Source organism: Micromonospora sp. NPDC050417, from assembly GCF_044458865.1.
Lineage (GTDB): Bacteria > Actinomycetota > Actinomycetes > Mycobacteriales > Micromonosporaceae > Micromonospora_G.
The window spans coordinates 586617-608757 of the sequence record NZ_JBITIH010000001.1 but is presented as its reverse complement, the minus strand read 5'-3'; the positions used below and the strand labels follow the sequence as shown (position 1 = coordinate 608757).

General features: G+C 71.1%; 14 protein-coding genes. 7 read left to right on the top strand and 7 right to left on the bottom strand.

Features of this window, described 5'->3' with window-relative positions:
* Positions 1-141 precede the first annotated feature (141 nt).
* From ACIBF5_RS02580 to ACIBF5_RS02570, 3 genes are all read right to left on the bottom strand, one after another.
* On the bottom strand, positions 142-1236 hold the full coding sequence (locus ACIBF5_RS02580; protein WP_396807311.1) for a hypothetical protein: 1095 nt from the start codon (positions 1234-1236) through the stop codon (positions 142-144).
* Entirely contained in the window at positions 1233-2339 is a 1107-nt protein-coding gene (locus ACIBF5_RS02575) for an SPFH domain-containing protein (RefSeq protein ID WP_396807309.1), read from the bottom strand. Before ACIBF5_RS02575 ends, ACIBF5_RS02580 begins: the two co-directional genes overlap by 4 nt.
* Positions 2340-2539: 200 nt before the next feature.
* Entirely contained in the window at positions 2540-4072 is a 1533-nt protein-coding gene (locus tag ACIBF5_RS02570; protein ID WP_396807307.1) for a CehA/McbA family metallohydrolase, read from the bottom strand.
* A gap of 235 nt (positions 4073-4307) precedes the next feature.
* On the opposite strand from ACIBF5_RS02570, the gene ACIBF5_RS02565 reads away from it, so the two are divergent.
* The gene (locus ACIBF5_RS02565; RefSeq protein ID WP_396807305.1) at positions 4308-4763 is read left to right on the top strand and encodes a hypothetical protein; all 456 of its coding nucleotides are present in this window, start codon (positions 4308-4310) and stop codon (positions 4761-4763) included.
* A gap of 6 nt (positions 4764-4769) precedes the next feature.
* Positions 4770-9110, top strand: a complete 4341-nt coding sequence (eccCb, locus tag ACIBF5_RS02560; RefSeq protein ID WP_396807303.1) for a type VII secretion protein EccCb — start codon at positions 4770-4772, stop codon at positions 9108-9110.
* A 13-nt stretch (positions 9111-9123) separates the two neighbouring features.
* On the opposite strand, the gene ACIBF5_RS02555 is transcribed toward eccCb, so the two are convergent.
* Positions 9124-9345: a hypothetical protein gene (locus ACIBF5_RS02555; RefSeq protein WP_396807301.1), complete on the bottom strand. Its 222-nt coding sequence runs from the start codon at positions 9343-9345 to the stop codon at positions 9124-9126.
* Positions 9346-9512: 167 nt separating this feature from the next.
* Between ACIBF5_RS02555 and ACIBF5_RS02550 the strand changes: the two genes are divergently transcribed.
* Both ACIBF5_RS02550 and ACIBF5_RS02545 read left to right on the top strand, forming a co-directional pair.
* Positions 9513-10472, top strand: coding sequence for a TIGR03885 family FMN-dependent LLM class oxidoreductase (locus ACIBF5_RS02550; RefSeq protein ID WP_396807299.1), 960 nt, complete (start codon positions 9513-9515; stop codon positions 10470-10472).
* 84 nt (positions 10473-10556) lie between these two features.
* Positions 10557-11675 (top strand): polysaccharide pyruvyl transferase family protein, encoded by a 1119-nt coding sequence (locus ACIBF5_RS02545; protein ID WP_396807386.1) that lies wholly within the window; start codon positions 10557-10559, stop codon positions 11673-11675.
* Between the two features lie 40 nt (positions 11676-11715).
* On the opposite strand, the gene ACIBF5_RS02540 is transcribed toward ACIBF5_RS02545, so the two are convergent.
* Positions 11716-11922: a hypothetical protein gene (locus ACIBF5_RS02540; protein WP_396807298.1), complete on the bottom strand. Its 207-nt coding sequence runs from the start codon at positions 11920-11922 to the stop codon at positions 11716-11718.
* A 97-nt stretch (positions 11923-12019) separates the two neighbouring features.
* Positions 12020-12961 (bottom strand): GNAT family N-acetyltransferase, encoded by a 942-nt coding sequence (locus tag ACIBF5_RS02535; RefSeq protein ID WP_396807296.1) that lies wholly within the window; start codon positions 12959-12961, stop codon positions 12020-12022.
* 314 nt (positions 12962-13275) lie between these two features.
* Between ACIBF5_RS02535 and ACIBF5_RS02530 the strand changes: the two genes are divergently transcribed.
* Positions 13276-17151, top strand: a complete 3876-nt coding sequence (locus ACIBF5_RS02530; protein ID WP_396807294.1) for a S8 family serine peptidase — start codon at positions 13276-13278, stop codon at positions 17149-17151.
* Between the two features lie 130 nt (positions 17152-17281).
* On the opposite strand, the gene ACIBF5_RS02525 is transcribed toward ACIBF5_RS02530, so the two are convergent.
* Positions 17282-17884 (bottom strand): alpha/beta hydrolase, encoded by a 603-nt coding sequence (locus ACIBF5_RS02525; protein ID WP_396807292.1) that lies wholly within the window; start codon positions 17882-17884, stop codon positions 17282-17284.
* Between the two features lie 153 nt (positions 17885-18037).
* Between ACIBF5_RS02525 and ACIBF5_RS02520 the strand changes: the two genes are divergently transcribed.
* Together ACIBF5_RS02520 and ACIBF5_RS02515 are read left to right on the top strand one after the other, a co-directional pair.
* Positions 18038-21148 carry a DEAD/DEAH box helicase gene (locus tag ACIBF5_RS02520; RefSeq protein WP_396807290.1) on the top strand — a complete coding sequence of 1037 codons (3111 nt, stop codon included), beginning with the start codon at positions 18038-18040 and terminating at the stop codon, positions 21146-21148.
* Entirely contained in the window at positions 21145-22071 is a 927-nt protein-coding gene (locus tag ACIBF5_RS02515; RefSeq protein WP_396807289.1) for an SWIM zinc finger family protein, read from the top strand. Before ACIBF5_RS02520 ends, ACIBF5_RS02515 begins: the two co-directional genes overlap by 4 nt.
* The last annotated feature ends 70 nt before the right edge of the window (positions 22072-22141 follow it).

Here is a 22141-nt window from a genome sequence, read left to right as displayed (position 1 = left end):
GGGGGAGCTTCACGCCGACGATGTGACTTCGCCGATACGCCGCGTTGAGGTTGGCGTCACACTAATCGACATCTGTCGAAATGGCTACACCTTTCGAGGGGGCCGTCGATCGTCCGTTTGTCGATGCAAAAGCCGGTTTTCCTACTGGTTCACGGTGAACAGAAGGACCACCGCCGCGACCACCAGGACGGCCGCCAGCACCGCCAACGCGATCTTGACCTTGCTGTACGGACGCTCGCCCGCGACCGCACCGGTCCGCCCGTTCACCAGCACGTTGTAGGTCCGGCCGAGATACAGGTAGCAGGCGATCCAGACCGGCAAGAGCATCAGCTTGAACCCGACGTCGTGATAGTCCGTCTCGACCGAGTCGACCCGCTGCTCGTCGCCGCCGATGTCCCGCCGGCAGTCCCGTTCGATCACCGGTGCCATCCGCGACTTCGCGGTGGCGAACCCGGCCTCCGGCTCCACGTCGTAGCGCAGGCTCCGGTGCCCGGCCAGATACTCCGGTCGGTAGCCGTCGGCATCCGCCAGCGGCCACGGCGCCAACTCGTCCAGACGCCTACCGCTGACGTGCCCGGTCGCGGCGACCAGGATGTCGTCGAAGTCGCGCCCGACCGTACCGCTCGCCGTGTGCCACCGGGTCCGGCGGACCTGACGGGTACGCGTCTGCGACTGACCGTCGACCGTCTCGGTGTACGTCTCCGTCACCCAGTAGTGCTCGCCCCGCTGCCCCCGGTACCGCGACACGGTCCGCGCGTCGTACGTCCAGTGCGGCAGGTAGGTGCTCGTCGCCGACTCCGCCTCGGACACCCGTTTCAACCCCGACGGCGCGAACCAACGCGACGCCACCCAGCCCCGCAGTGCCTGCCGCACCCCGGCCCGGTCGACCACGAACGGCAGCACCGCCTCCGGCACCACCTGCCCGGTCGCGGCGACGTCCGCCACCATCGCCGCGCCACAAAACTGACACCGGTCCGAGATCGCCTCGGTCTCGGTCTGCGCGCCGCACTTCTGGCAGGTGAAGACGTGCGCGCCGAGCGAGGCCACCGGCTTGCGGGGCAGGCTGACGAACTCGGCGTACGCGTGTTCGCGTACCTGCCGTCCGGTCGGCACCAGAGCCGTCTCGTGCCCGCAGTACGGGCAGCGCAGCACGGTCGTGCCGGGGGCGAACTCGACGCCCGCGCCGCAACCGGCGCAGGGATAGTGCTGCTGGCTCATCCGCTGCTCGCCGCTCATGCCTGCGGCGGCAACGGCGGCGGGGTGGCGGCGAAGACGCTGCCCAACTCGGCGACCTCACCGGCCGGCGCCCACTGCGCCATCCCGACCCGCCACACCAGCGTCGCCCGGGTCAGAGTGCCCGCGGCGAGCTGCCCGGCGAGCCCGGCCAGGTCGTACGGGCCCTGCTGTTGGCCACCGACACCGACGAACCACTGCCCCTGCGCCGGCAACGGTGGTGGACCGGCCGGGGTCGGCACCGGTGGCGGAGTCGGGGCGAGCGCACCGGCCACCCGCTGTCCCGCCGCCATGCCCAGGCCGAGCCCGAAGCCCTCGCCGGCGCCGCCGGAGTTGTTCGCCGCGTCGGTGAGCGCGTTCGCCGCCTGGAACCTCGTGTACCGGTCGAGGTCGCCGACCACGCCCATCGAGGTGCGCCGGTCCAGCGCCTCCTCCACCTCCGGCGGCATCGAGATGTTCTCGATGACGAACCTCGGCACCTGGATGCCGACCGGCGCCAACTCCTGCGTGAGCACCCCGGCGAGGGTCGCGCCGATCGCCACCTGCTGCGCGGCCAGGTCCAGCACGGGCACCCGCGCGGTCGCCAGGGCACTGCCCAGGTGTCCCACGATCAACTGTCGCAGGAACTCCTGCACCTCCTCCGTGCGGAACTGCGGGTCGGTGCCGACGAGTTCGCGGAGCAGCTTCGGGGCGTCGACCACCCGCACCGCGTACCCGCCGAACGCGCGCAGCCGTACCGCGCCGAACTCGGGATCGCGGACGATCACCGGGTTCTGGGTGCCCCACTTCAGGTCGGTGAACTGCCGGGTGTTGACGAAGTAGACCTCGGCCTTCCAGGGCGAGTCGAAGCCGTACTTCCAGCCCTTGAGGGTGGTCAGGATCGGCAGGTTCTGCGTCTGGAGGGTGTACGTGCCGGGTCCGAACGTGTCGGCGATCTGGCCCTCGTTGACGAAGACCGCCGTCTGCGACTCCCGTACGACGAGCTTCGCGCCCATCCTGATTTCGTTCTGGTAGCGCGGGAACCGCCAGACGACCGTGTCCCGGCTGTCGTCGAGCCACTCGACGATGTCGACGAACTCGCCCCGGAGTTTGTCCAGCAGTCCCACTACGTTCTCCTCGCCGTCCCTGCGCCGATCGTGGCCCTGACATTGTTGGCAGACGTCAGCAACACGGCTCCGAACGGCCATCGGTTCGCGGTGGAAACTGTGGTGAAGGCGACGGCCGGGCGGCGGGTGCCGAGGTCCCGCCGGCCGCGCGGGTCGGTGCCGTCGCGACGACACCGACCCGCGCGACCGAGCGGCGGCGCTCAGTCGCGGCCGAGGAAGATCGGGTTGGTCATCGCCACCATCGCGTTCGGGGTGGTGGTGTTCGGGCCACCCGACGCCCGGCGGACCTCGACCCGAACCCAGCGGCTGTAGCGCGGGTACGTGGTCCAGCGGACCGTCGCGGAGCCGGTCTCCGGCACCGTCTCGGTGTACTCCTTGCCGAGCTGGTCGAGGATCGTCACGGTCGTCCCCGGTACGCCGGAGACCGCGACCTCGACCGTGACCGGGGTGCCGATCTCGGCCTTCAGCCGTTCACCGATACCGGCGGTACGCCCGTCGGCGCTGACGGTGAAGGAGAGGTTCACCGCCGACGACTCGGCCAGCCAGGAGCGGCCCGCCTTGAGCCCGGCGAGCAGCGCCTCCCGGCGCAGGTTGTCGGCGTAGACGACGGTGTGCGGCAGCGCGACCGTCTGGCCGGGGCTGTGCGCGTCGGAGTTGCCGATGGCCGGGATGAACTGGCCGGCCCGAAGCAGCCCATCCCAGTGGTTGACCGCCTGCTGGTCCTCGTCGGTCCACGGGCCGTTCCAGATCTCGACCAGGTCGGCGATCTCGTACGCGAACTCGTAGGTGCAGCCGAAGCAGTTGGCGAAGGGGTGCGCGGCGGTCACGAGTCCACCGACCTTGTGTACCTGCTCGGTGAAGCGGCGAAAGTCGGACGGGTCGCCGGCGCGGTAACGCCAGTCGATCCACTTGCCCGCCGGCAGCCCGATCGCCGGCCAGTGCCCGGACCGGGTGGTGACCTCCTCACCGTTGAGGATCAGCAGGTCGTCGGTGGCGTGGTCGCCCCACTGCAACGCCGAGCTGGAGGTGTTGTGGTCGGTGGAGACCATGAAGTCGAGGCCGGCGGCGCGTGCCTCCGCGACCAGCTCCGGGGGCGTACGGCGACCGTCGGAGTGGACCGTGTGCAGGTGGGCGTCGCCCCGGTACCACGACTTGCCGCGCTGACGGGCCGGTGCGGTCAGCGGCGCCGGGTTCGGCTTGAACGGCTTGCCCTGCGGGCCGTAGTGCAGGGTGATCGTGACCTGGTAGTTCAGGCCCTGCGGCGCGACCGTGTACGGGCCGAGGATGACGTGCCAGGTGCCGGGAGTGATCGGTCCGGCGAGGTAGCCGGGCGTCGCCTCCGAGGCGCTGATCGAGAACCGGTCGCGGAAGCCGCCCGACCAGCCCCGGAAGCCGCGTTCGTTGCCGAGCTGGTGGCCCTCGGGTCCGAACATCCCGATGTCGCAGGCGTTGCCCCGGGTGCCGGCGGGCACGGCCGGCTTGTCGTACGAGTAGACGACGTCGATCTGGTTGACCCCGCGCGGCACCTGGACCGGCAGGTAGTACCAGTCGGCGATGCTCGGGGTGAAGGTGCCGGTCACGGTCTTGGTCTGCTCCGTCGTGCCGGTGGTGCCGGCCTCGTCGGTCGACGGCGCCGCGAACGCGACCTCGGGGAGCAGGTTTATCGTCGCGCCGGCAGCCAGCACACCACCCGTACGCAGCAAGTTACGACGGGTCAGGTCTCCGGAAGTCATGCGTACCTCCGCATTCGTGGACAGTGGGCCCGACGCTAGGCCCGCCGAGGTACGGAGAAACCACCAAAAAGTGAACAATAACCAAGAGATCGTGCCCGCTCAGTGTGGACCGGCTCCGGGCGTCACCGAGATGTCCGCTGCCAGACATGTCTGCTTCGCCGGGGCTTTGCGGTCCTCGGCCGGCGGGGTGAATGGTGTTCAATGTAGACGCGCCCGAACCGTGGGAGGTACCACCATGTCCGAGGTCGCCGTCGCGATCGAAACGCACACCCCCGTCCCCGCCGAACGGCTCGACCAACTCGCCCGGGGACTCGCCGACGACCTGCGGGCCGTACGCGGACTGCGGGTCGGCAACGCCGGCTCCACCGCGATCGGCCCCGGCAAGTCGCCGCAGGCGTGGGAGCTGGGCATGCTCGTCGTCGGCGGGCTCTTCTCGGCCACCACCATGCGGACGATCGCCCAGATCGCGATCGCGTACGCCGAACGGGCCAAGGCCCGCTCGATCCGGCTGCGCCGGGGCGACGTCGAACTCGTCATCACCGGCGCGAGCCGGATCGACGACCCCGCCCTGGTCGCCAGGCTGGAGCAGATCTTCGGAGCCGGAGCCGGAGCCGGAGCCGGCACCGGAGTGGGAGCTGCCGCGGCGCCACCCGCCATCGAGGGCAACCGGGCCGGCGAGGCGGGTCGCTGACCGGCGATGGGACAACGTCTCGCCCTGCTCATCGCCAACGACCGTTACATCGACGAGTCGCTCTCCGACCTCTACGCGCCCCGCGAGGAGGCCCGCGACCTCTCCAGCCTGCTGGCCGACGCCGACGTCGGCGCCTTCGACTACGTACGGCTGCTGGAGAACGAGTCGAAGAGCGCGGTCGAACGCGCGATAGAGACGATGCTGCGGACCGCCGGTCCCGAGGATCTGCTCCTGCTCTACTTCTCCGGTCACGGCATCCGGAGCAACAAGCGGGGCCGGCTCTACCTGGCGGTCGCCAACACCGAACTGGACGCCCTGTCGTCGACGGCGGTCTCCGCCTCCTTCGTCCGTGAACTGCTCGACGAGTCCGACGCGGCCAGCTCGGTCATCCTGCTCGACTGCTGCTACAGCGGCGCCTTCGACGGCGAGGGCCTCAAGTCCGCCGACGACCTGCCGATCGACGGGGAGCTGAGCGCCGGCTACGGGCGCTACGTCATCACCGCCACCAACTCCGTCGAACGCGCCGACGACGGGCGGCCGGCGACCGAGGTCACGCCCCGGCTCCGCTCCGCCTTCACCGAGACGATCATCCAGGGGCTGAGCACCGGGGCCGCCGACATCACCGGCAACGGCCGGATCACCCCCGAGGACCTGTGGCGGTACGTGCGGATCGAGTTGCCCCGCCGGGCCCCCAACCAGTCCCCGTGCCAGTTCGGTCGGGCCAGCGACGAGATCCACATCGCTCTCTCCCGGGACGGGCACCACCGCCAGCGACGCCACCGCGACCAACGCGAGATACGCCTCGGTGACCTGCTCGGACCCCTCGAACCCGCCGACGACGTACGACTCTGCGCCACCGAGTGGCGTCGCCGAGGACTGCTGAAGGTGCCGGTCGGCCAGGCCCAACGAATCGACCAACCGGCCGGCGAACCGGTCTGGCTCGACCTCTCCTCCACCGAGGGGCACCTGCTCGTCGTCGGACGGGCCGGCACCGGCAAGACCACCCTGCTGCGCACCATCATCGGCGGGCTCGCCCTCACCCACACCGACCACGAGGTCGCCTTCTACTGCCTCGAATCCGGCGGTAACTGGCTGGGGCCGATGCGCCGCCTGCCCCACGTACGGGCGGTCGTCGGCGACGACGAGGTAGGCGAGGTCGGCAAGCTGCTCGACCAGCTCGAACAGGACGTGCTGCGACGTAAGCAGCTCTTCCGTGAGCACGAGCTGGAATCGCCGACCAGCCTGCGGGCCCGGAGGGCCAGCCTCGGCACCGGGTCGAACCCGGACGTCTTCCTCGTTGTCGACCGCTGGCAGGACTTCGCCAGCCTGGTCCACGACTTCACCGCCCGCGTCGTCGACCTCGCCAACAAGGGCCTCGGCTACGGGGTGCACGTCGCCGTGGTCGACCGGAGCTGGCGGACCATCCCCGAGGAACTGCTCGAACTGCCGCAGTCCCGGATCGAGACCCGGCTCACCCAACCGACCGAATCGCTGGTCAACCCCGACTCCGCCGGGCGGCTGCCGCTCAACCTCCCCGGCTGGGCCATCCTCGGCCGGCGGATGTTCCGGATCGCGATGCCCGACCTGACGGTGAGCGACGTGGAGACCGGGACCGAGACCGTCGACCCGACCCCGGACGGCGCCGCGATGATGGTCACCACGATCGCCGAGGCGTGGGGATCGCCGCCGTTCATGCTGCCGGGCACCGGCTCCGCCCCGATCCTGTCCCCGGTGCCCCGCGACGACCTGCTGACCGCGCTCGGCGTGCCCGGTTACGGCGACCTGCTGCGATACACCGGGGCGAGTACCCCGATCGGCCCGGAGCAGCTACGGGTGCCGATCGGCCTCGACGAGCAGGGCGAGCCGGTGCTGCTCGACCTCAAGGAGGCCGCGCAGGGCGGCATGGGCCCCCACGGCCTGCTCGTCGGCGCGGTCGGCTCCGGCAAGAGCGAACTGCTGCGTACGATCGTCACCGCCCTCGCCATGCGTCACTCGTCGACGGAACTGAACTTCCTCCTGGTCGACTTCAAGGGCGGGGCCACCTTCGCGACGCTGGACCAGCTCGCACACACCAGCGCGCTCGTCACCAACCTCTCCGACGAGCTGCCGCTGGTCGAGCGCCTGGGCGACGCACTACAGAGCGAACTGCGGCGACGGCAGGAGCTGCTCCGCGAAGCCGGGAACCTCTCCAGTCGGTGGGACTACGAGCGGGCGCGGGCCGCCAATCCGGCGTTGGCCCCGCTCCCCGCACTACTCGTCATCTGTGACGAGTTCTCCGAACTGCTCTCCGCCAAGCCCGACTTCATCGACGTGTTCGTCTACATCGGACGACTCGGGCGCTCGCTCGGCGTACACCTGCTCCTGGCCAGTCAGCGGCTGGAGGAGGGACGCCTACGCGGCCTGGAGTCCTCCCTGTCGTACCGGATCGGGCTGCGTACGTTCTCCATGGTGGAGAGCCGCGTGGTGCTCGGTGTGCCGGACGCGTACGAGCTGCCGAACGCACCCGGGCACGGTTATCTGAAGGTCGGCACGAGCGAGCTGACCCGGTTCCGGGCCGCGTACGTCTCCGGGCCGTACCTCGCGCACGTCCCGGAGTCCCGGGCCGACGAGCCGGAACTGGTCGGACGCCGCGTCATCGACATCGTGGTGGACCGGCTGCGCACCGCCGGCCCGGCCGCACACCAGGTGTGGCTACCACCGCTCGGCGACCCGCCCAGCCTCGACACGCTCCTGCAACTGGTGCACAGCCCGACCCACGGGCTGCGCGCGGTGCAGACCACCCCGCTGGTCGTCCCGGTCGGTCTGGTCGACCTGCCGCAGCAGCAGCGTCGCGAACCGCTGCTGCTCGACTTCGGCGGGGCCACCGGCCACGCCGCCGTCGTCGGCGCACCCCAGAGCGGCAAGAGCACACTGGTCAGCACCGTCATCGCCGCACTCGCACTCGCGCACACACCGCGCGAGGTGCAGTTCTTCTGCCTCGACTTCGGCGGCGGCGCACTGGCCAACCTGGCGAGACTGCCGCACGTCTCGGGCATAGCAGGGCGTCGGGAGGCCGAAGCGGTCCGGCGCACCGTCGCCGAGTTGGAGAACCTCCTGGAGACTCGGGAAGTCGCCTTCGCCCGGTCGAACATCGAGTCGATCGTCGACTACCGGCGGCGGCGCTCGGCCGGTGCGTTCCCCGAGGACCCGTTCGGCGACGTCTTCCTCGTCATCGACGGGTGGAGCACCCTGCGCCAGGAGTACGAGAACCTCGAACCGACCGTCACCACCCTCGCCGCGCGCGGCTCCCTTTTCGGCGTACACCTGATCGTCACGGCCTCGCGTTGGTCCGAGATCCGGGTGAGCCTGCGTGAACTGCTCGGCCTCCGGCTCGAACTGCGCCTCGGCGAGCCGACCGATTCGGAGATCGACCGTCGAGCGGCCGGGAACGTGCCGGCCGGGTCACCCGGGCGGGGAATCACCCCGGACCGGATGCACTTCGTCGCCGCCGCGCCCCGGATCGACGGCAAACCGGCCGGCGACGAACTGGCCGCGGCGACCACCGCCCTGGCGAAGTGGGTCGACGAAAGCTGGCCGGGGGAGCGGGCGCCCGTGGTCCGACTGCTGCCCCGGTTGCTCACCCCGGCCGACCTCGCCGAACTGGTCGACCCGGAGCACGAGGGGCTGGCGATCGGGGTCAACGAGTCCGCCCTCGCCCCGGTCTACCTCGAACCGAGCCGCGACCCGCACCTGATCGTCTTCGGCGACGCGGAGTGCGGCAAGACGAACCTGCTCCGGCTGATCGCCCGCACCATCGTCGCGCGGTACTCACCGGAGCAGGCATGCCTCGTCGTCGCGGACTACCGGCGCGGGCTGCTCGGTGCGGTCGAGGGCAAACACCTGATCGGATACGCCTCCTCCAACCAGGTCTCCGGGCAGGTGCTGGGCGAGATCCGCAGCGCCATGCAGGCACGACTGCCGGGACCGCACATCACCCCGCAACAGCTACGCGACCGCTCCTGGTGGACCGGACCCGATCTGTACGTCCTGGTCGACGACTATGACCTGGTCGCCACCGGCGGCAGCAACCCGCTCGCCGTCCTGCTCGAACTGCTGCCGCACGCCCGGGACATCGGGCTGCACCTGATCGTGTCCCGGCGGATGAACGGGGTGTCCCGGGCGCTGTACGAACCGGTCCTGCAACGCCTGCGTGAGATCGACACCCCGACGCTGGTGATGTCCGGCAACCGTGAGGAGGGGGCGGTGGCCGGCAGCGTCCGGCCGACGGCGCTGCCACCGGGTCGCGGCACGCTGGTGCGGCGCCGTGACGGCATACAGGTCGTCCAGACCGCGTTCGTCGAACCCTGAGCCCGACGGCTGCTCAGCCGTTGCTGCCGGTCGTCGGGCCAGACCCGGCGGCCGGCACGGATTCCTCGGTGCCGGCCGACCAGAGAGGGTCGACGAGCAGGGGAGTGACGGCGTACGCCCCGACGACCAGGGCGGCGCTCAGCAACCATCTCGGGTCGGTCGTCGGCGTGAACGTCACGCCCATGAGACAGGTGGCGAAGAGGGCAAGCACACCGCCCACGAGGTGTCTCTCCACGGCCGCCACCCTACGATTCCGGCACCCGACCGGTTGCCCCGGTGGCGAGGCCGGTCCGCGCCAACCGGCGCAGGAGACGGGAACGGGAACGCGGCCGGGTTCGAGAATCTGGCGAAGTGGGCACCTGAAACTCCGACAGTGTCCAGACGACCGCCGGGAGGTCCGGGGTGACCACGTACGGGTTCCACGCATCGCACGAGCAACTGCCGCCGAGCGAGCTGCTGCGCCAGGTACGCGCCGCCGAACAGGCCGGCTTCACCCGGGCGATGTGCTCCGACCACTTCGCACCGTTCGGCCCGGAGCAGGGCGAGTCGGGGTTCGCCTGGTCCTGGTTGGGGGCCGCGCTCGCCACCACCGACCTGCCGTTCGGTGTGGTCAACGCCCCCGGGCAGCGTTACCACCCGGCGATCGTCGCCCAGGCCGCCGCGACCCTGACGGAGATGTTCCCGGACCGGTTCTGGATGGCGGTCGGTAGCGGCGAGGCGGTCAACGAACACATCACCGGCGAGCGTTGGCCGGCCAAGGACGAACGCAACGCCCGGCTGCTCGAATCGGTCGAGGTGATGCGGGCGCTCTTCGCCGGTGAGTGCGTCAGCCACCGGGGCCTGGTCACCGTCGACCGGGCCACGCTCTGGACCCGTCCGGCGCAGCCGCCGCCGATCTTCGGTGCGGCGGTCAGTCCGGAGACCGCCCGCTGGGTCGGTTCCTGGGCCGACGGTCTGATCACCGTGAACCGGCCGGTGGCACAGCTCAGGCCGGTGATCGAGGCGTACCGGGAGGGCGGCGGGGCGGGGAAACCGGTGAAGCTCCAGGTGCACCTGAGCTGGGACCGGGACGAGGAGAAGGCGTTGCGGATCGCGCACGAGCAGTGGCGTACCGGAATTCTCGGCAGTGACGTCGCCTGGGATCTGACGATGCCGGCCGAATTCGCCCGCGCCACCGCGTACGTCAGGCCGGACGACATGCGCGAGCACGTCCTCGTCTCCAGTGACCCCGGACGGCATCTCCAGTGGCTGCGGGAGTACGCCAACCTGGGCGTGGACGAGATCTACCTGCATCACGTCGGCCAGGACCAGCGGGACTTCCTCGACGTCTTCGGCACCCGGATCCTGCCTGACCTGACCTGATCGGCCCGGATCTGAAACGCCCCGGGCCGGTAGGCATGGGTGCGGCCGGAGTGGGTAGGCCGCATCCAACACCGGGGGGTGGAGATGTCGGACGGTGGCGGACCGACCATCGGCGTGATCGGCTCGTACGGGGGCCGCAACCTCGGCGACGAGGCGATCCTGACTGGTTTGCTGGGAGACGTGCGTGCCATCCGCCCGGATGCCCACATCATCGTCTTCTCCCGTAACCCCGAGCACACCGCCCGGACCCACCAGGGCGTGGAGCCGGCGGCCTGGGACGGGATCAGGCGGGCCGAGTCCTCGGTCACGATCGCCCGCCTTGACCTGCTGATCCTCGGCGGTGGCGGGATTCTCTACGACAGCGAGGCCCGGCGTTATCTGCGGCTGGTTCTGGCGGCCCAGGAACGGGGCCTGCCGGTGTTCACGTACGCGGTGGGTGCCGGCCCGCTCAGCGACCCGGTCGACTGCTCGATGGTGGAGCAGAGCCTTGAGGCCGCCATCGAGGTGACCGTACGCGACGACGAGTCACAGTTGGTGCTGGAGGGGATAGGGGTGAACCGCTCCATCACCGTCACCGCCGACCCGGCTTTCCTGCTCGAACCGGAGGAGTTCCCGATGTCGCTGCTGCACCGGGAGGGCGTACGTCGCGGTCGGCGGCTGGTCGGCATGAGCGTACGGGAGCCGGGGCGGGCGGCCTCCCGGCTGGACGTCGACGGTTACCACCGGCTGTTGGCCCAGATCGGCGACTTCCTGGTCCGGCGGCTCGACGCGAACGTGCTCTTCGTGCCGATGGAGCGGGACGACATCAAGCACTCGCACGGCGTGCTGTCCCACATGACCGCCGCCGACCAGGGGCGGATTCTCCACGGCGACTACTCGCCCCGGCAGCTTCTGGGGCTGATGTCGCATCTGGACATGGCTGTCGGAATGCGACTGCATTTCCTGATCTTCGCTGCGATGTCCGGTGTGCCGTTCCTGCCGCTGCCGTACGCGGGCAAGGTGTTCGACTTCGCCCAGCGGATCGGGGTGCCGGCACTGAGCGGGCTCGCCCGGGAGGTGGAGGGACCGCTGCTGGCCGAGGTGGACCAGCTCTGGGACGAGCGGGACGCCCGAGCCGAGGGCACCGCCGAGCGGGTCGACCAGGTACGGCAACAGGCCAGGCTGACCAGCCAGTTGATCACGCCGGTGCTGAAGCGTCTCTGAGGGCAGGTCGCCGGCGGGTAGGGGCCGGCTCGGGTAGTGCTCAGGTGGCCGGGCCTCGCCAGCGGTACACCCAGGGCGGTCCCTCGTCGCGCGCGGACTCCAACTCGTACATCTCCGCGCGGGCCAGTCCGCCCTCGCCCATGTGCGGGTGCACCAGCGGCGGACGCCCATGACGATCGAGTTCGACGGTGACCACCGCACCGTCGGCCACCCCGCCGACCAGCGGGACCTGAGCCGTCGCTCCCATGCCCCCATCTTGCCCGCGCCGGGACCGGCCCGCAGCCGTTCAGCGCCGCAGCCGGCCGGGACCGTGGACGGCGCTGGATCGTGGACGGCGCCGGATCTCATCCGGCCAGGTCACGCTTCCAGCGGATCTCGGTCGCGCACTGTTCGTAGCCGAACCACTTGTTGATCGCCAGCATCGGCTCGTTGCCGGCGTCGTTGTTGGTGAACGCCTCGGTGTAACCGGCCGCCCGCGCCCGGTGCAGCGACGAGGACTTCGCCAGCTTCGCCAGGCCGCGTCCCCGGTACGCCCGCCGGGTGCCCGCCAGCCCGGACATGTAACGGCTACCGCCGTCGGTGATGGCGAAACTGAGCGCGGCCACGACGCCGTCCACCGTCACCACCGAGGTGAGTTCCCGGTCGTGCTCCGGATGCTCCCAGTACTGCGCCAACCAGACGTCGTAGTCGACCGGCGCCGGATCCACGTCGTCCGGCACGTCGGTGCTGGTCTCGTTGTCCGTCTCCCAGATCTCCCGCAGGTCGTCACCGAAACTCGTCCCGGTGCGTACCTCGACTCCCGGTGGGACGGGCGGCAGCGAGGGCAGTGATCCGTCGGTGAGCGGCAGTCGTTGGAAGTGCGCCGACCGGCCACGCCGGTAGCCGTTGCGCTCGGCGAGCGCGATCGAGCGTTCGTCATCGAGCGACCAGCAGAAGTTGGTGCGGGCACCCAGGCCGGTCACGTACGCCTCGCCAGCCGCCAGCAGGGCGCGGCCGGCGCCCCGGCCGCGCAGCTCGGGACGGACGTAGATGTTCAGGTACGCCTGCCCCGGCTCGCTGCTGTCGTAATAGATTCCGGTTCGTGCGGCACCGAGCAGGAGGCCGTCCTCCTCGGCGAGGAGCAGCCGGTGGTGCTGCGCGGCCGGCGAGGTCTCCACCTGCCAGCGCAGCGTCAGCGGGGTCACCACCAGGTACGGCAGTACCGCGCGCAATGCCTCGGCGGCGGCTTCGCTGTCGGCGACCGCGGTTGGGCTGCCGGGGTCGAATGAGCGGATGGCAATCGTCATGTGCCAGCACGGTACGGGCCGGCCGGGGGCACCGCCTCTTGATTTGTCCGGATGGCGGCGGGTTGATTTGTCCGGATGGCGGCGGGCCCAGGGACACCGACGGTGTGTGGCGGTGAACACGGCCGGTGTTACGGGCAAGTTTCCTTGATCATCTTCGGTAACGTGGCGGTGCTGTTTCGGTTAACAGTTCTGGCGGAGATACGTCATGTCATTGCTCCGCCAGTCGCGGCGTACCAGGTCAGGGCTCATGTCACTCCACAATCGGCGACGGCGGCGCCCGAACCCCTCGGCGCCGTGAGGAAGGACTACCCCTGATGTTCACATCCAGACGGCGAACCCCGCGCTGGGCAGCGGGCGTGGCCGCGGCACTCGCCGCGGTACTCGTGCTGCCCGCTGGCGCGGCAACGGCCGCCGCGCCCACCAGCGGGACGACGGACCCGCTACGCAAGGTGGACCCCCGGCTGCTCCAGCCGCTCTCCGCCGGCGCTAGCACGAGCTTCTTCGTGGAGTTGGCCGACGAGTTCAAGCTCGACGAGGCCCAGCTCGACCGGGTCGAGCGAAGCGCCGCCGGCAAGGCCGGCCGGATCGCGCGCACGACGCAGGTCTACCAGACGAAGGTCTCGCACGCCGAGCAGACCCAGCGTGGTCTCCGGTCGCTGCTGCGGGAGCGCAAGGCCGACTTCACCCCCTTCTGGATCGCGAACGTCATCGAGGTGACCGGCACCCTCGACCTCGTCACCGAACTGGCCAAGCGGGCGGACGTCGCCCGGATCGCCCCGGTCGGACACACGACATTGGAGCAGCCGACCGCGTCCGCCGGCGCCGCCGCCAGCGCCACGGTGCCCTGGAACCTCAGCCAGATCGGCGCCGACAAGGTGTGGAACGAGTACGGCGTACGAGGTGAGGGCATCGTCGTCGGCAGCATCGACACCGGCGTCCAGTACAACCACCCGGCGCTGGTACGTCAGTACCGTGGCAACACCGGCAAGGGAACGTTCAGCCACGACTACAACTGGTTCGACCCGACCAACGGCTGCGGCGCGACCCCGTGTGACAACGTCGGCCACGGTACGCACACCACCGGCACCATGGTCGGCGACGACGGCGCCGGCACGGTCGTCGGCGTGGCACCCGGGGCGACCTGGATCGCGGCCAAGGGGTGTGGCGACACCACCTGCACGGACCCGGACCTGCTCGCCGCGGGCCAGTGGATGCTCGCCCCGACCGACCGGTTCAACCAGAACCCGCGTCCGGACCTCGCCCCCGACATCATCAACAACTCGTGGGGCGGCGCCAACGACGGCGCGAACTTCTACGAGGAGATCATCGACACCTGGCTGGCGGCCGGCATCTTCCCGGTCTACTCCGTCGGCAACGACGGGGAAAAGGAATGGGGCCCCTGCAACACGGCCGGCTACCCGGCGGTCAACCCGGGCGTCTACGCCGTCGGCGCGGTCGACAACACCGGCACCATCGCCTCCTTCTCCAGCCGTGGCAAGGACGGCGACCCCACGGTCCGTCCGGACATCGCCGCCCCAGGCGTGAACATCGTCTCCACCCGCCCCGGCAACGAGTACGGTGCGGACAACGGCACCTCGATGGCCGCGCCGCACGTCGCCGGTGCCGTCGCCCTGGCCTGGTCGGCCGTGCCGAACCTCCGGCGTGACGTGGAGACCACCCGCGAGCTGCTCGACCGCACCGCGCACGACGTCGACGACCGGCAGTGCGGTGGAACCGCCGCCGACAACAACGTCTACGGCGAGGGCCTGCTCGACGCGTACGCCCTGGTCACCGCAGCGTCCAGCGCCCAGCTCGGCGGTGTCGTGGTGACCGCGACGCGGGGCGGGCAGCCGCTGCCCGGCACCAAGGTGACGCTCACCTCGGACACCGTCGACCGCAGTGCCCGCACCGACGAGCAGGGCAGGGTGGAGCTGGGTCGGGTCCCGGCCGGCGACTACACCCTGACCGCGAGCTTCTTCGCGCAGCGTACGCAGCAGCAGACGATCACCGTCGCCGGTGACGGTACGGCCACCCTGACGGTCGACCTCTCCGAGTCCGTGCCGTGGCACGCGGTGCACGGCACCGTCACCGACCCGGCCGGGCACCCGGTCGCGGGCGCACAGGTCAGCCTGGTCGGCGAGACCTTCCCCGGCTTCACCACCGGCGCCGACGGCACGTACACCGGCATGCTTCCCGAGGCCGACTACGACGTGCAGGTCACCAACGCGCGATGGCTGGCGCGCAAGATCGTGCCGCTCACCGTCGACGGCGACGAGACCCTGGACGTCACCCTTGAGGCCAAGACCGACGCGTACGGCTACGCCACCGGCGTCGCCGACTCCGCCTGGGTCAACGGCGGCAGCGTCCTCCCGCTCACCGGGGACAAGGCGAGCCGGGCCGTCGAACTGCCGTTCCCGGTGACGTTCTACGGCACCACCTACACCGACGCCAGCGTGCACACCGACGGCTACCTGACCTTCGGCACCGGCGTCACCACCTCGACCGGTGACAACGCGGCGCTGCCCGCGGCGTCGGTACCGGCCGCCGCCGTCCACGCGTTCTGGGACGACCTGGTGCTGGACAACGTCTCCACCGTCCGGACGAAGAGGTCCGGCAGCGCACCGAACCGTCAGTTCATCATCAGCTGGACCCGGGTCGCGCTGAAGAGTTCCCCGAAGAACCGGCTGGACTTCCAGATCGTGCTCGCCGAGAACGGGACGGTGACCCTCCAGTACCGCAACCTCGACTCGGGCGCGACCGGTGCGACCGCAACGGTCGGCATCGCGGAGAAGCCGGCCGGTACCGCGCTGACGTACTCGGCGAACGAGGTCGCTCTCGACGCCGGTACCGCGGTCATCTTCCGGGTGCCGGGCACCGGGGTGCTTCACGGCACCGTGCGCGACGCGAACGACCGGCAGCCGGTGGCCGACGCCACCGTACGGATCCAGGCACCGGGCGCTCCCGTCCCGGTGACCGTGACCAGTGACAAGGACGGGTTCTACCAGGTCGAGGTGCCCGCCGGTGAGCTCTCGGTGACCGCGACCAGTTTCGGGTACGACCTGCCGGCCGAGACCGTGACGGTCGCCGACGCCAGCGTGGTCAAGCACGACCTCGCGTTGCGTACCCCCCTGCTGACCAGCAACAAGGACGGTGTGAAGGTGACCGCGCGGGTCGGAGGAGTCCGGACCGCGACGGTGAGCCTGACCAACAAGGGTGACGTCGCCGCCAACTGGCAGGCGCGGGAGATCGACTCGCCGACGCCGCCGGCCTCGGCACCCGGTCAGGTGCTCGGATCCTTCCCGCTCGCCGGTCTGTACAGCGGGGTGGGCGTCGGCTACCGCAACGGTGAGGTGTACGTCGTCGACACGTACTTCACCGGCAAGATGCAGAAGTTCGACCGCAACGGCAAGCTGCTGGGTACGGGCCAGGTCACGACCGGTGTCTCCTACACCGACCTGACCTACGTGGCGAACCAGGACCTGATGTGCGGCGCAGGATGGTCGATCACCGGCGGCAGCCCGATCGAATGCTTCGACCCGGACACCCTGGAGACGAAGCAGACCATCGCCGGAACGTGGTCCGGGGCGAACGCGTACGGGCTCGCCTACCGCGCGGGCGACGACACGTTCTACCTCGCCAGCTACGCGCCGGGCAACACGGTGATCCGGCACATCGCCGGGTTCTCGCACGCCCAGCCCGGAGCGGTGCTCGGTGAGTGCACCCCCAGCGTGCCGTGGGTCAGCGGGTTGGCGTTCAACGAGGAGCGCAACGTGCTGTGGGGGATCAACAACAACACTGTCGGCGAGGCGGTCTGGGCGCTCGACCCGGACACCTGCGCCACGCTCGGCTCGGCACCGGACCCGGACGCCGACGCGCTCAGCGGTGCCGGGCTCGACATCGACGAGCACGGTGACCTGTGGCTGGTCGGCCAGGCCGCCCGGTCCCCGGGTGGGGCCGTGGCCTACCACATCAACGGTGCCCTGCCGGCGTACGGCGACGTGTCGTGGGTGTCCGTGACCAACCCGAGTGGGCAGCTCGCCCCCGGCGGCAAGGCCGAGGTGGAGTTGGCCATCGACACCGCCGGTCTGGCGCCGGGTGTGCACGCCGCCACGGTGATGGTGACCAGCAACGCGGCGAAGGTCGGGGCGACGCCGATCACCGTGACGGTCACCGTCACGCCGCGCGGCTAGCTGACCAGGTACAGGTAACGGAAAGTCCCGGACCGTCCCGCCCCCGACCAGGGGGTGGGACGGTCCGGCCGTATCGGACGGGTCTGGCCGGTCACCGGGCGGGCCTGACCGGTCACCTGGTTGGTCGCGGTCAGCGCCAGAGCACGTCGTCCAGGAACTCCTCGACCGCGGTGGCGACCCGGCCGAGCACCGCCGCCGAGCCGGCGAGTGGACCGGGCAGGTACATGCCGTGGTCGGCGTCGGTCACCTCCAGCACGTACGGCGAGAGCTGCCGGGCCAGTTGGCCGTCCCAGAGCGGGTCGGCGGTCCCCCCGACGAGTAGCGCCGGGGCGGTCGCCTGACGCAGCGACGCCACCACCGTTTCGTTGGTCAGCAACGGGGTGAGCCAGACCGCCGGCAGTCCCCGGTCGGCGGCGAGAGCGGCGGCGTACGTTCCGAACGACTTGCCGATCAGCAGCGGAATGCCAGCCGGCGGGGGAGCGGTCAGCTCGTCCGGCTGCGGCGGCGCCGTTCGTGTCTCCAGTTCGTCCAGCACCGGGGCGACCTGGGCGGCCACCCAACCCTGCCGGTCGTCCGGCGGCACCTTCCTCGGGTCTGCCGTCCAGGAGATCGGGTGCACCCGGGCACGCCGTGCTTCCGCCGCGTCCGCCGCGTACGCCAGCAGCGGCGCCTGGGGTCCGTAGCCACCGCCGGGGATCACCACGGCGTGCCGGTTCGTCGTCGACTCGGTCATCCTGCCGAGGCTAGCCGGGTGGAGCGGCCGGTCGGGTGGAGAGGCTGGTAACGCCGGACCACGTGTGCGGCCGGGTGGCTCCACCGGCTGACTAGCCTGAGGTGTTAGGAAGGGACCCTTCCTCTACCGAAAACGATAAGAAGGGGCCCTTCCTTGCGGGTGGTGCACGGGGTGTGGCTGGTGGGTGGGCGGCTGGCGCTCTGGGCGGAGGACGCGGCGCCGGGGGTTGCCCCGACGCGGCGGTCGGGGCGGGTGGGGCGGGAACGCGGACACCCGTTCGCCGCCGGCTACGTCGTGCTCGCCGACACGCTCGGTGAGGTCGCCGCGAAGGCCGCGACCAGCACCGCACTGCTCACCCTGCCGACCCGGGCCGGCGTCCCGGCCGACTCCCCGGAGCTGGTCCGGGGAGCCGACCAGGCCGGACCGGCCACCGGTCGGCTCACCCTCGCCGCCTGGCGGGTGCCGACCCTGGAGTACGACGCCGACCACGCCCTGCCGGTGCTGCTCGCGCTCGCCGACTCCTCGACCGTGGTCCGGGGCGCAACGCTGCGACTGGTCGAGGAACTCGCCGGCTTCGCCACCGACCTGGTCAACCGGGGCCGTACCCTGCCCGGGGTGCTCGCCGAACCGGACGGCTCCGACGGTACGGCGGTCGCGGTCTGGCGCCCGCTGCTCACCGGCGCCGACGCGGGTCGCGTACGGGCCCTCGCGATGGCGTTGCCGCCGGCCGTACGGGCCGCCGAGCCGGGAACCTCCGCCGCCGCGTTGGTCGCCGACGCCCTCGACACGCTCACCGACGCCGCCGCCCGGACCGCCCTGGAGGGCGTACGCCTGATCGACTCCCGGGCCACCGGCGTCTCGGCGGGCGTACGGGCCTGGCTGCGGGCGTTGACCGGGCGGGAGCGCCGGTTCCCGATCACCCCGGCGGCGCTGGGCACCCTGGTCGACGAGATCGGTGTGTGGCAGCGGGATGCGGCGGGCAGCCCGGTACGGGCCTGTTTCCGCCTGGTCGAGCCACCGGCACCCGACGTGGACCTGGTCGAGGCGGGCGAGGGCAGCGGCGGCGACGCACCGGGCGACGGGGTCGGGATCGAGGTTGACCAGGGGGACGGGTGGCGGGTCGAGTTCGCGCTCCAGTCCGCCGAGGAGCCGAGCCTGATCGTCGGCGCGGACCGGATCTGGCAGGCCCGGGGCGGGCTGCGGGCACTGGCCCGGCATCTCGACGCCCCGCAGGAGACGCTTCTGGCGGAACTCGGCCGGGCCAGCCGGCTCTGGCCGGAGCTGACCGGGGCGCTGCGTACGGCGATGCCGGACGGGCTGGCGCTGGACACCGAGGGGGCGCACCGGTTCCTCCGCGACGGGGCCCCGGTGCTGCACGCGGCCGGCTTCGGGGTGCTGCTCCCGTCCTGGTGGTCGCGGCCGAGTGCCCGGCTCGGGGCCCGGTTGCAGGCGAAGAGCCGTACCGCTCCGGGCACGGTCGCGGTACGCAGTTCGCTCGGCCTCGACGCGCTGGTCGACTACAAGTGGGAGCTGGCCCTCGGTGACCAGCCGCTCTCCGCTCGGGAGTTGCGGGACCTGGCCAAGCTGAAGAGTCCGCTGGTGCGGCTGCGCGGGCAGTGGGTCGAGTTGGACGCCCGACGGCTGGCCGCCGGCCTGAAGCTGCTCCGCGACGGTGGCGAGCTGACCGTCGGTGACCTGTTGCGGATGGGGCTGGCCACGCCGGACGAGCCGGACGCGTTGCCGGTGCTGACGGTCACCGCCGACGGTCCGCTCGGTGACCTGCTCGCCGGGCAGGCCGAACGGCATCTCACCCCGCGCGACGAGCCGGCCGGGTTCCGGGGCACGCTGCGGCCGTACCAGAAACGGGGTCTGGCCTGGTTGGCTTTTCTCCAGTCGCTGGGGCTCGGCGGGGTGCTCGCCGACGACATGGGGCTGGGCAAGACGGTGCAGTTGCTGGCCCTGCTCGCCGGGGACGAGCCGGGGTGCGGGCCGACCCTGCTGGTCTGTCCGATGTCGTTGGTCGGCAACTGGCAGCGGGAGGCGGCGAAGTTCGCGCCGGAGTTGCGTGTGCACGTGCACCACGGGGCCGAGCGGGCGCGGGGCGGCACGTTCACCGAGGCGGTGCGGGACGCGGACCTGGTGCTGACCACCTACTCGGTGGCGGCCCGGGACGCGGTGGAGCTGGCCGAGGTCGACTGGCACCGGTTGGTGGTGGACGAGGCACAGGCGATCAAGAACGCCGCGACCCGGCAGGCCGCCGCGGTCCGCGCGTTGCCCGCCCGGCACCGGATCGCGGTCACCGGTACGCCGGTCGAGAACCGGCTCGCCGACCTCTGGTCGATCATGGAGTTCGCGAACCCGGGCCTACTCGGCACCTCCACCGCGTTCAAGAAGCGGTACGCGGTGCCGATCGAGCGGCACGGCGACGACGACGCGGCACAGCGGTTGCGTCGGATCACCGGCCCGTTCGTGCTGCGGCGTACCAAGACCGACAAGTCGATCATCTCGGACCTGCCGGAGAAGCTGGAGATGGAGGTGCTCTGCAACCTCACCGCCGAACAGGGCTCCCTCTACCAGGCGGTGGTCGACGACATGATGGCCCGGATCGAGTCCAGCAGCGGGATCGAGCGACGTGGCCTGGTGCTCGCCACCATGACCAAACTCAAGCAGGTCTGCAACCACCCGGCGCAACTGCTGCGCGACGGGTCCAACCTGGTCGGCCGCTCGGGCAAGCTGGCCCGGTTGGAGGAGATCGTCGACGAGGTGCTCGTGGCGGGGGAGAAGGCGCTGCTCTTCACCCAGTACGCCGAGTTCGGCAACATGCTCCGGGCGCATCTGTCGGCCCGGCTCGGGCGCGAGGTGCTCTACCTGCACGGCGGGGTCGGCAAGGCGGCACGGGACAACCTGGTGTCCCGGTTCCAGTCCGACGGTGGGCCGCCGCTCTTCGTCCTCTCGATCAAGGCGGGCGGCACCGGGCTGACCCTGACCGCCGCCAACCACGTCGTGCACGTGGACCGTTGGTGGAACCCGGCGGTCGAGGACCAGGCCACCGACCGGGCCTTCCGGATCGGTCAGCGTCGGGCGGTGCAGGTACGCAAGTTCGTCTGCGCCGGCACCGTCGAGGAGAAGATCTCCGCGATGATCGCGGAGAAGCGTGGGCTCGCCGCGAAGATCGTCGGCACCGGTGAGCAGTGGGTCACCGAACTGTCCACGTCGGAGCTGCGCGGGCTGTTCGCGCTGGAGGCCGGGGCGGTGGTCGAGTGAGCGAGTCGACGGGGGCGGGTTCGGGGCGGTTCGCCGACTTCGGCCGGCCGCGCAAGGTCGACGGTGGGCTGCGGGCGCGTACGGCCCGGGGGGCGATCGGCGCGTCCTGGTGGTCCCGACGGTTCGTCGACGTACTGGAGTCGTTCGCGCTCGGCACCCGGCTGACCCGGGGCCGGGCGTACGCCCGCGCCGGTCAGGTGCTCTCCCTGGAGGTCACCCCGGGCGTGGTGGCGGCGGTGGTGCAGGGCTCCCGGCCGAAGCCGTACAAGGTGACGGTCCGGTTGCGCCCGTACGCCGAACCGGTCTGGGTCCGGATCGAGACGGTGCTCGCCGGGCAGGCGCTGTTCAGTGCCCAACTGCTCGCCGGTGACCTGCCACCGGAACTGGAGGAGGTGTTCGCGGAGGCGGACGCCCCGCTTTTCCCGGCCACGGTCGACGACCTGACGATGCGCTGCGACTGCCCCGACTTCGCGGTGCCGTGCAAGCATCTCGCCGCGTCGTTCTACCTGCTCGCCGAGGCGTTCGACGCCGACCCGTTCCAGTTGTTGCACTGGCGGGGCCGGACCCGGGATGAGCTGCTCGACCGGCTCCGTACGCGGCGCGCCAAGGGCACGCCGTCCGAGCCGGTGCCGGCCGTGTCGGCGTCCGTCGAGCCGTTGCCCGGCACCGCCGGCTCGGCCGTCGCCGCACCGTCCGTCGGCGCCGAGCTGGCCCTGGCCGATCTGCCCGATGCGGCTCTGGACACGGCGATCGACCGTTTCTGGCTACCGCCGGTGCCGTTGCCGGACCCGGCGCCGATTCTGGCCACCGAGCCGGACCTGCTGTTGCGGCAGCTCGGCGCCCCGGCGGCGGCGATCGGCGGTCCCGGGCTGGTCGAACGCCTCCGTCGGGCGTATGCCCGCTTCGGCCAGCCGGAACAGTGACGCCGGGCGGATCGGTGACGCCAGCCGGATCGGTGACGCCAGCCGGAAAACAGTGACGCCGGGCGGATCG

Coding starts and splice junctions, on each gene's coding strand:
- ACIBF5_RS02565 (WP_396807305.1), top strand. CDS start 4,308: ATGTCCGAGGTCGCCGTCGCGATCGAAACGCACACCCCCGTCCCCGCC.
- ACIBF5_RS02580 (WP_396807311.1), bottom strand. CDS start 1,236: ATGAGCGGCGAGCAGCGGATGAGCCAGCAGCACTATCCCTGCGCCGGT.
- ACIBF5_RS02540 (WP_396807298.1), bottom strand. CDS start 11,922: ATGGGAGCGACGGCTCAGGTCCCGCTGGTCGGCGGGGTGGCCGACGGT.
- eccCb (WP_396807303.1), top strand. CDS start 4,770: ATGGGACAACGTCTCGCCCTGCTCATCGCCAACGACCGTTACATCGAC.
- ACIBF5_RS02525 (WP_396807292.1), bottom strand. CDS start 17,884: ATGACCGAGTCGACGACGAACCGGCACGCCGTGGTGATCCCCGGCGGT.
- ACIBF5_RS02535 (WP_396807296.1), bottom strand. CDS start 12,961: ATGACGATTGCCATCCGCTCATTCGACCCCGGCAGCCCAACCGCGGTC.
- ACIBF5_RS02545 (WP_396807386.1), top strand. CDS start 10,557: ATGTCGGACGGTGGCGGACCGACCATCGGCGTGATCGGCTCGTACGGG.
- ACIBF5_RS02530 (WP_396807294.1), top strand. CDS start 13,276: ATGTTCACATCCAGACGGCGAACCCCGCGCTGGGCAGCGGGCGTGGCC.
- ACIBF5_RS02570 (WP_396807307.1), bottom strand. CDS start 4,072: ATGACTTCCGGAGACCTGACCCGTCGTAACTTGCTGCGTACGGGTGGT.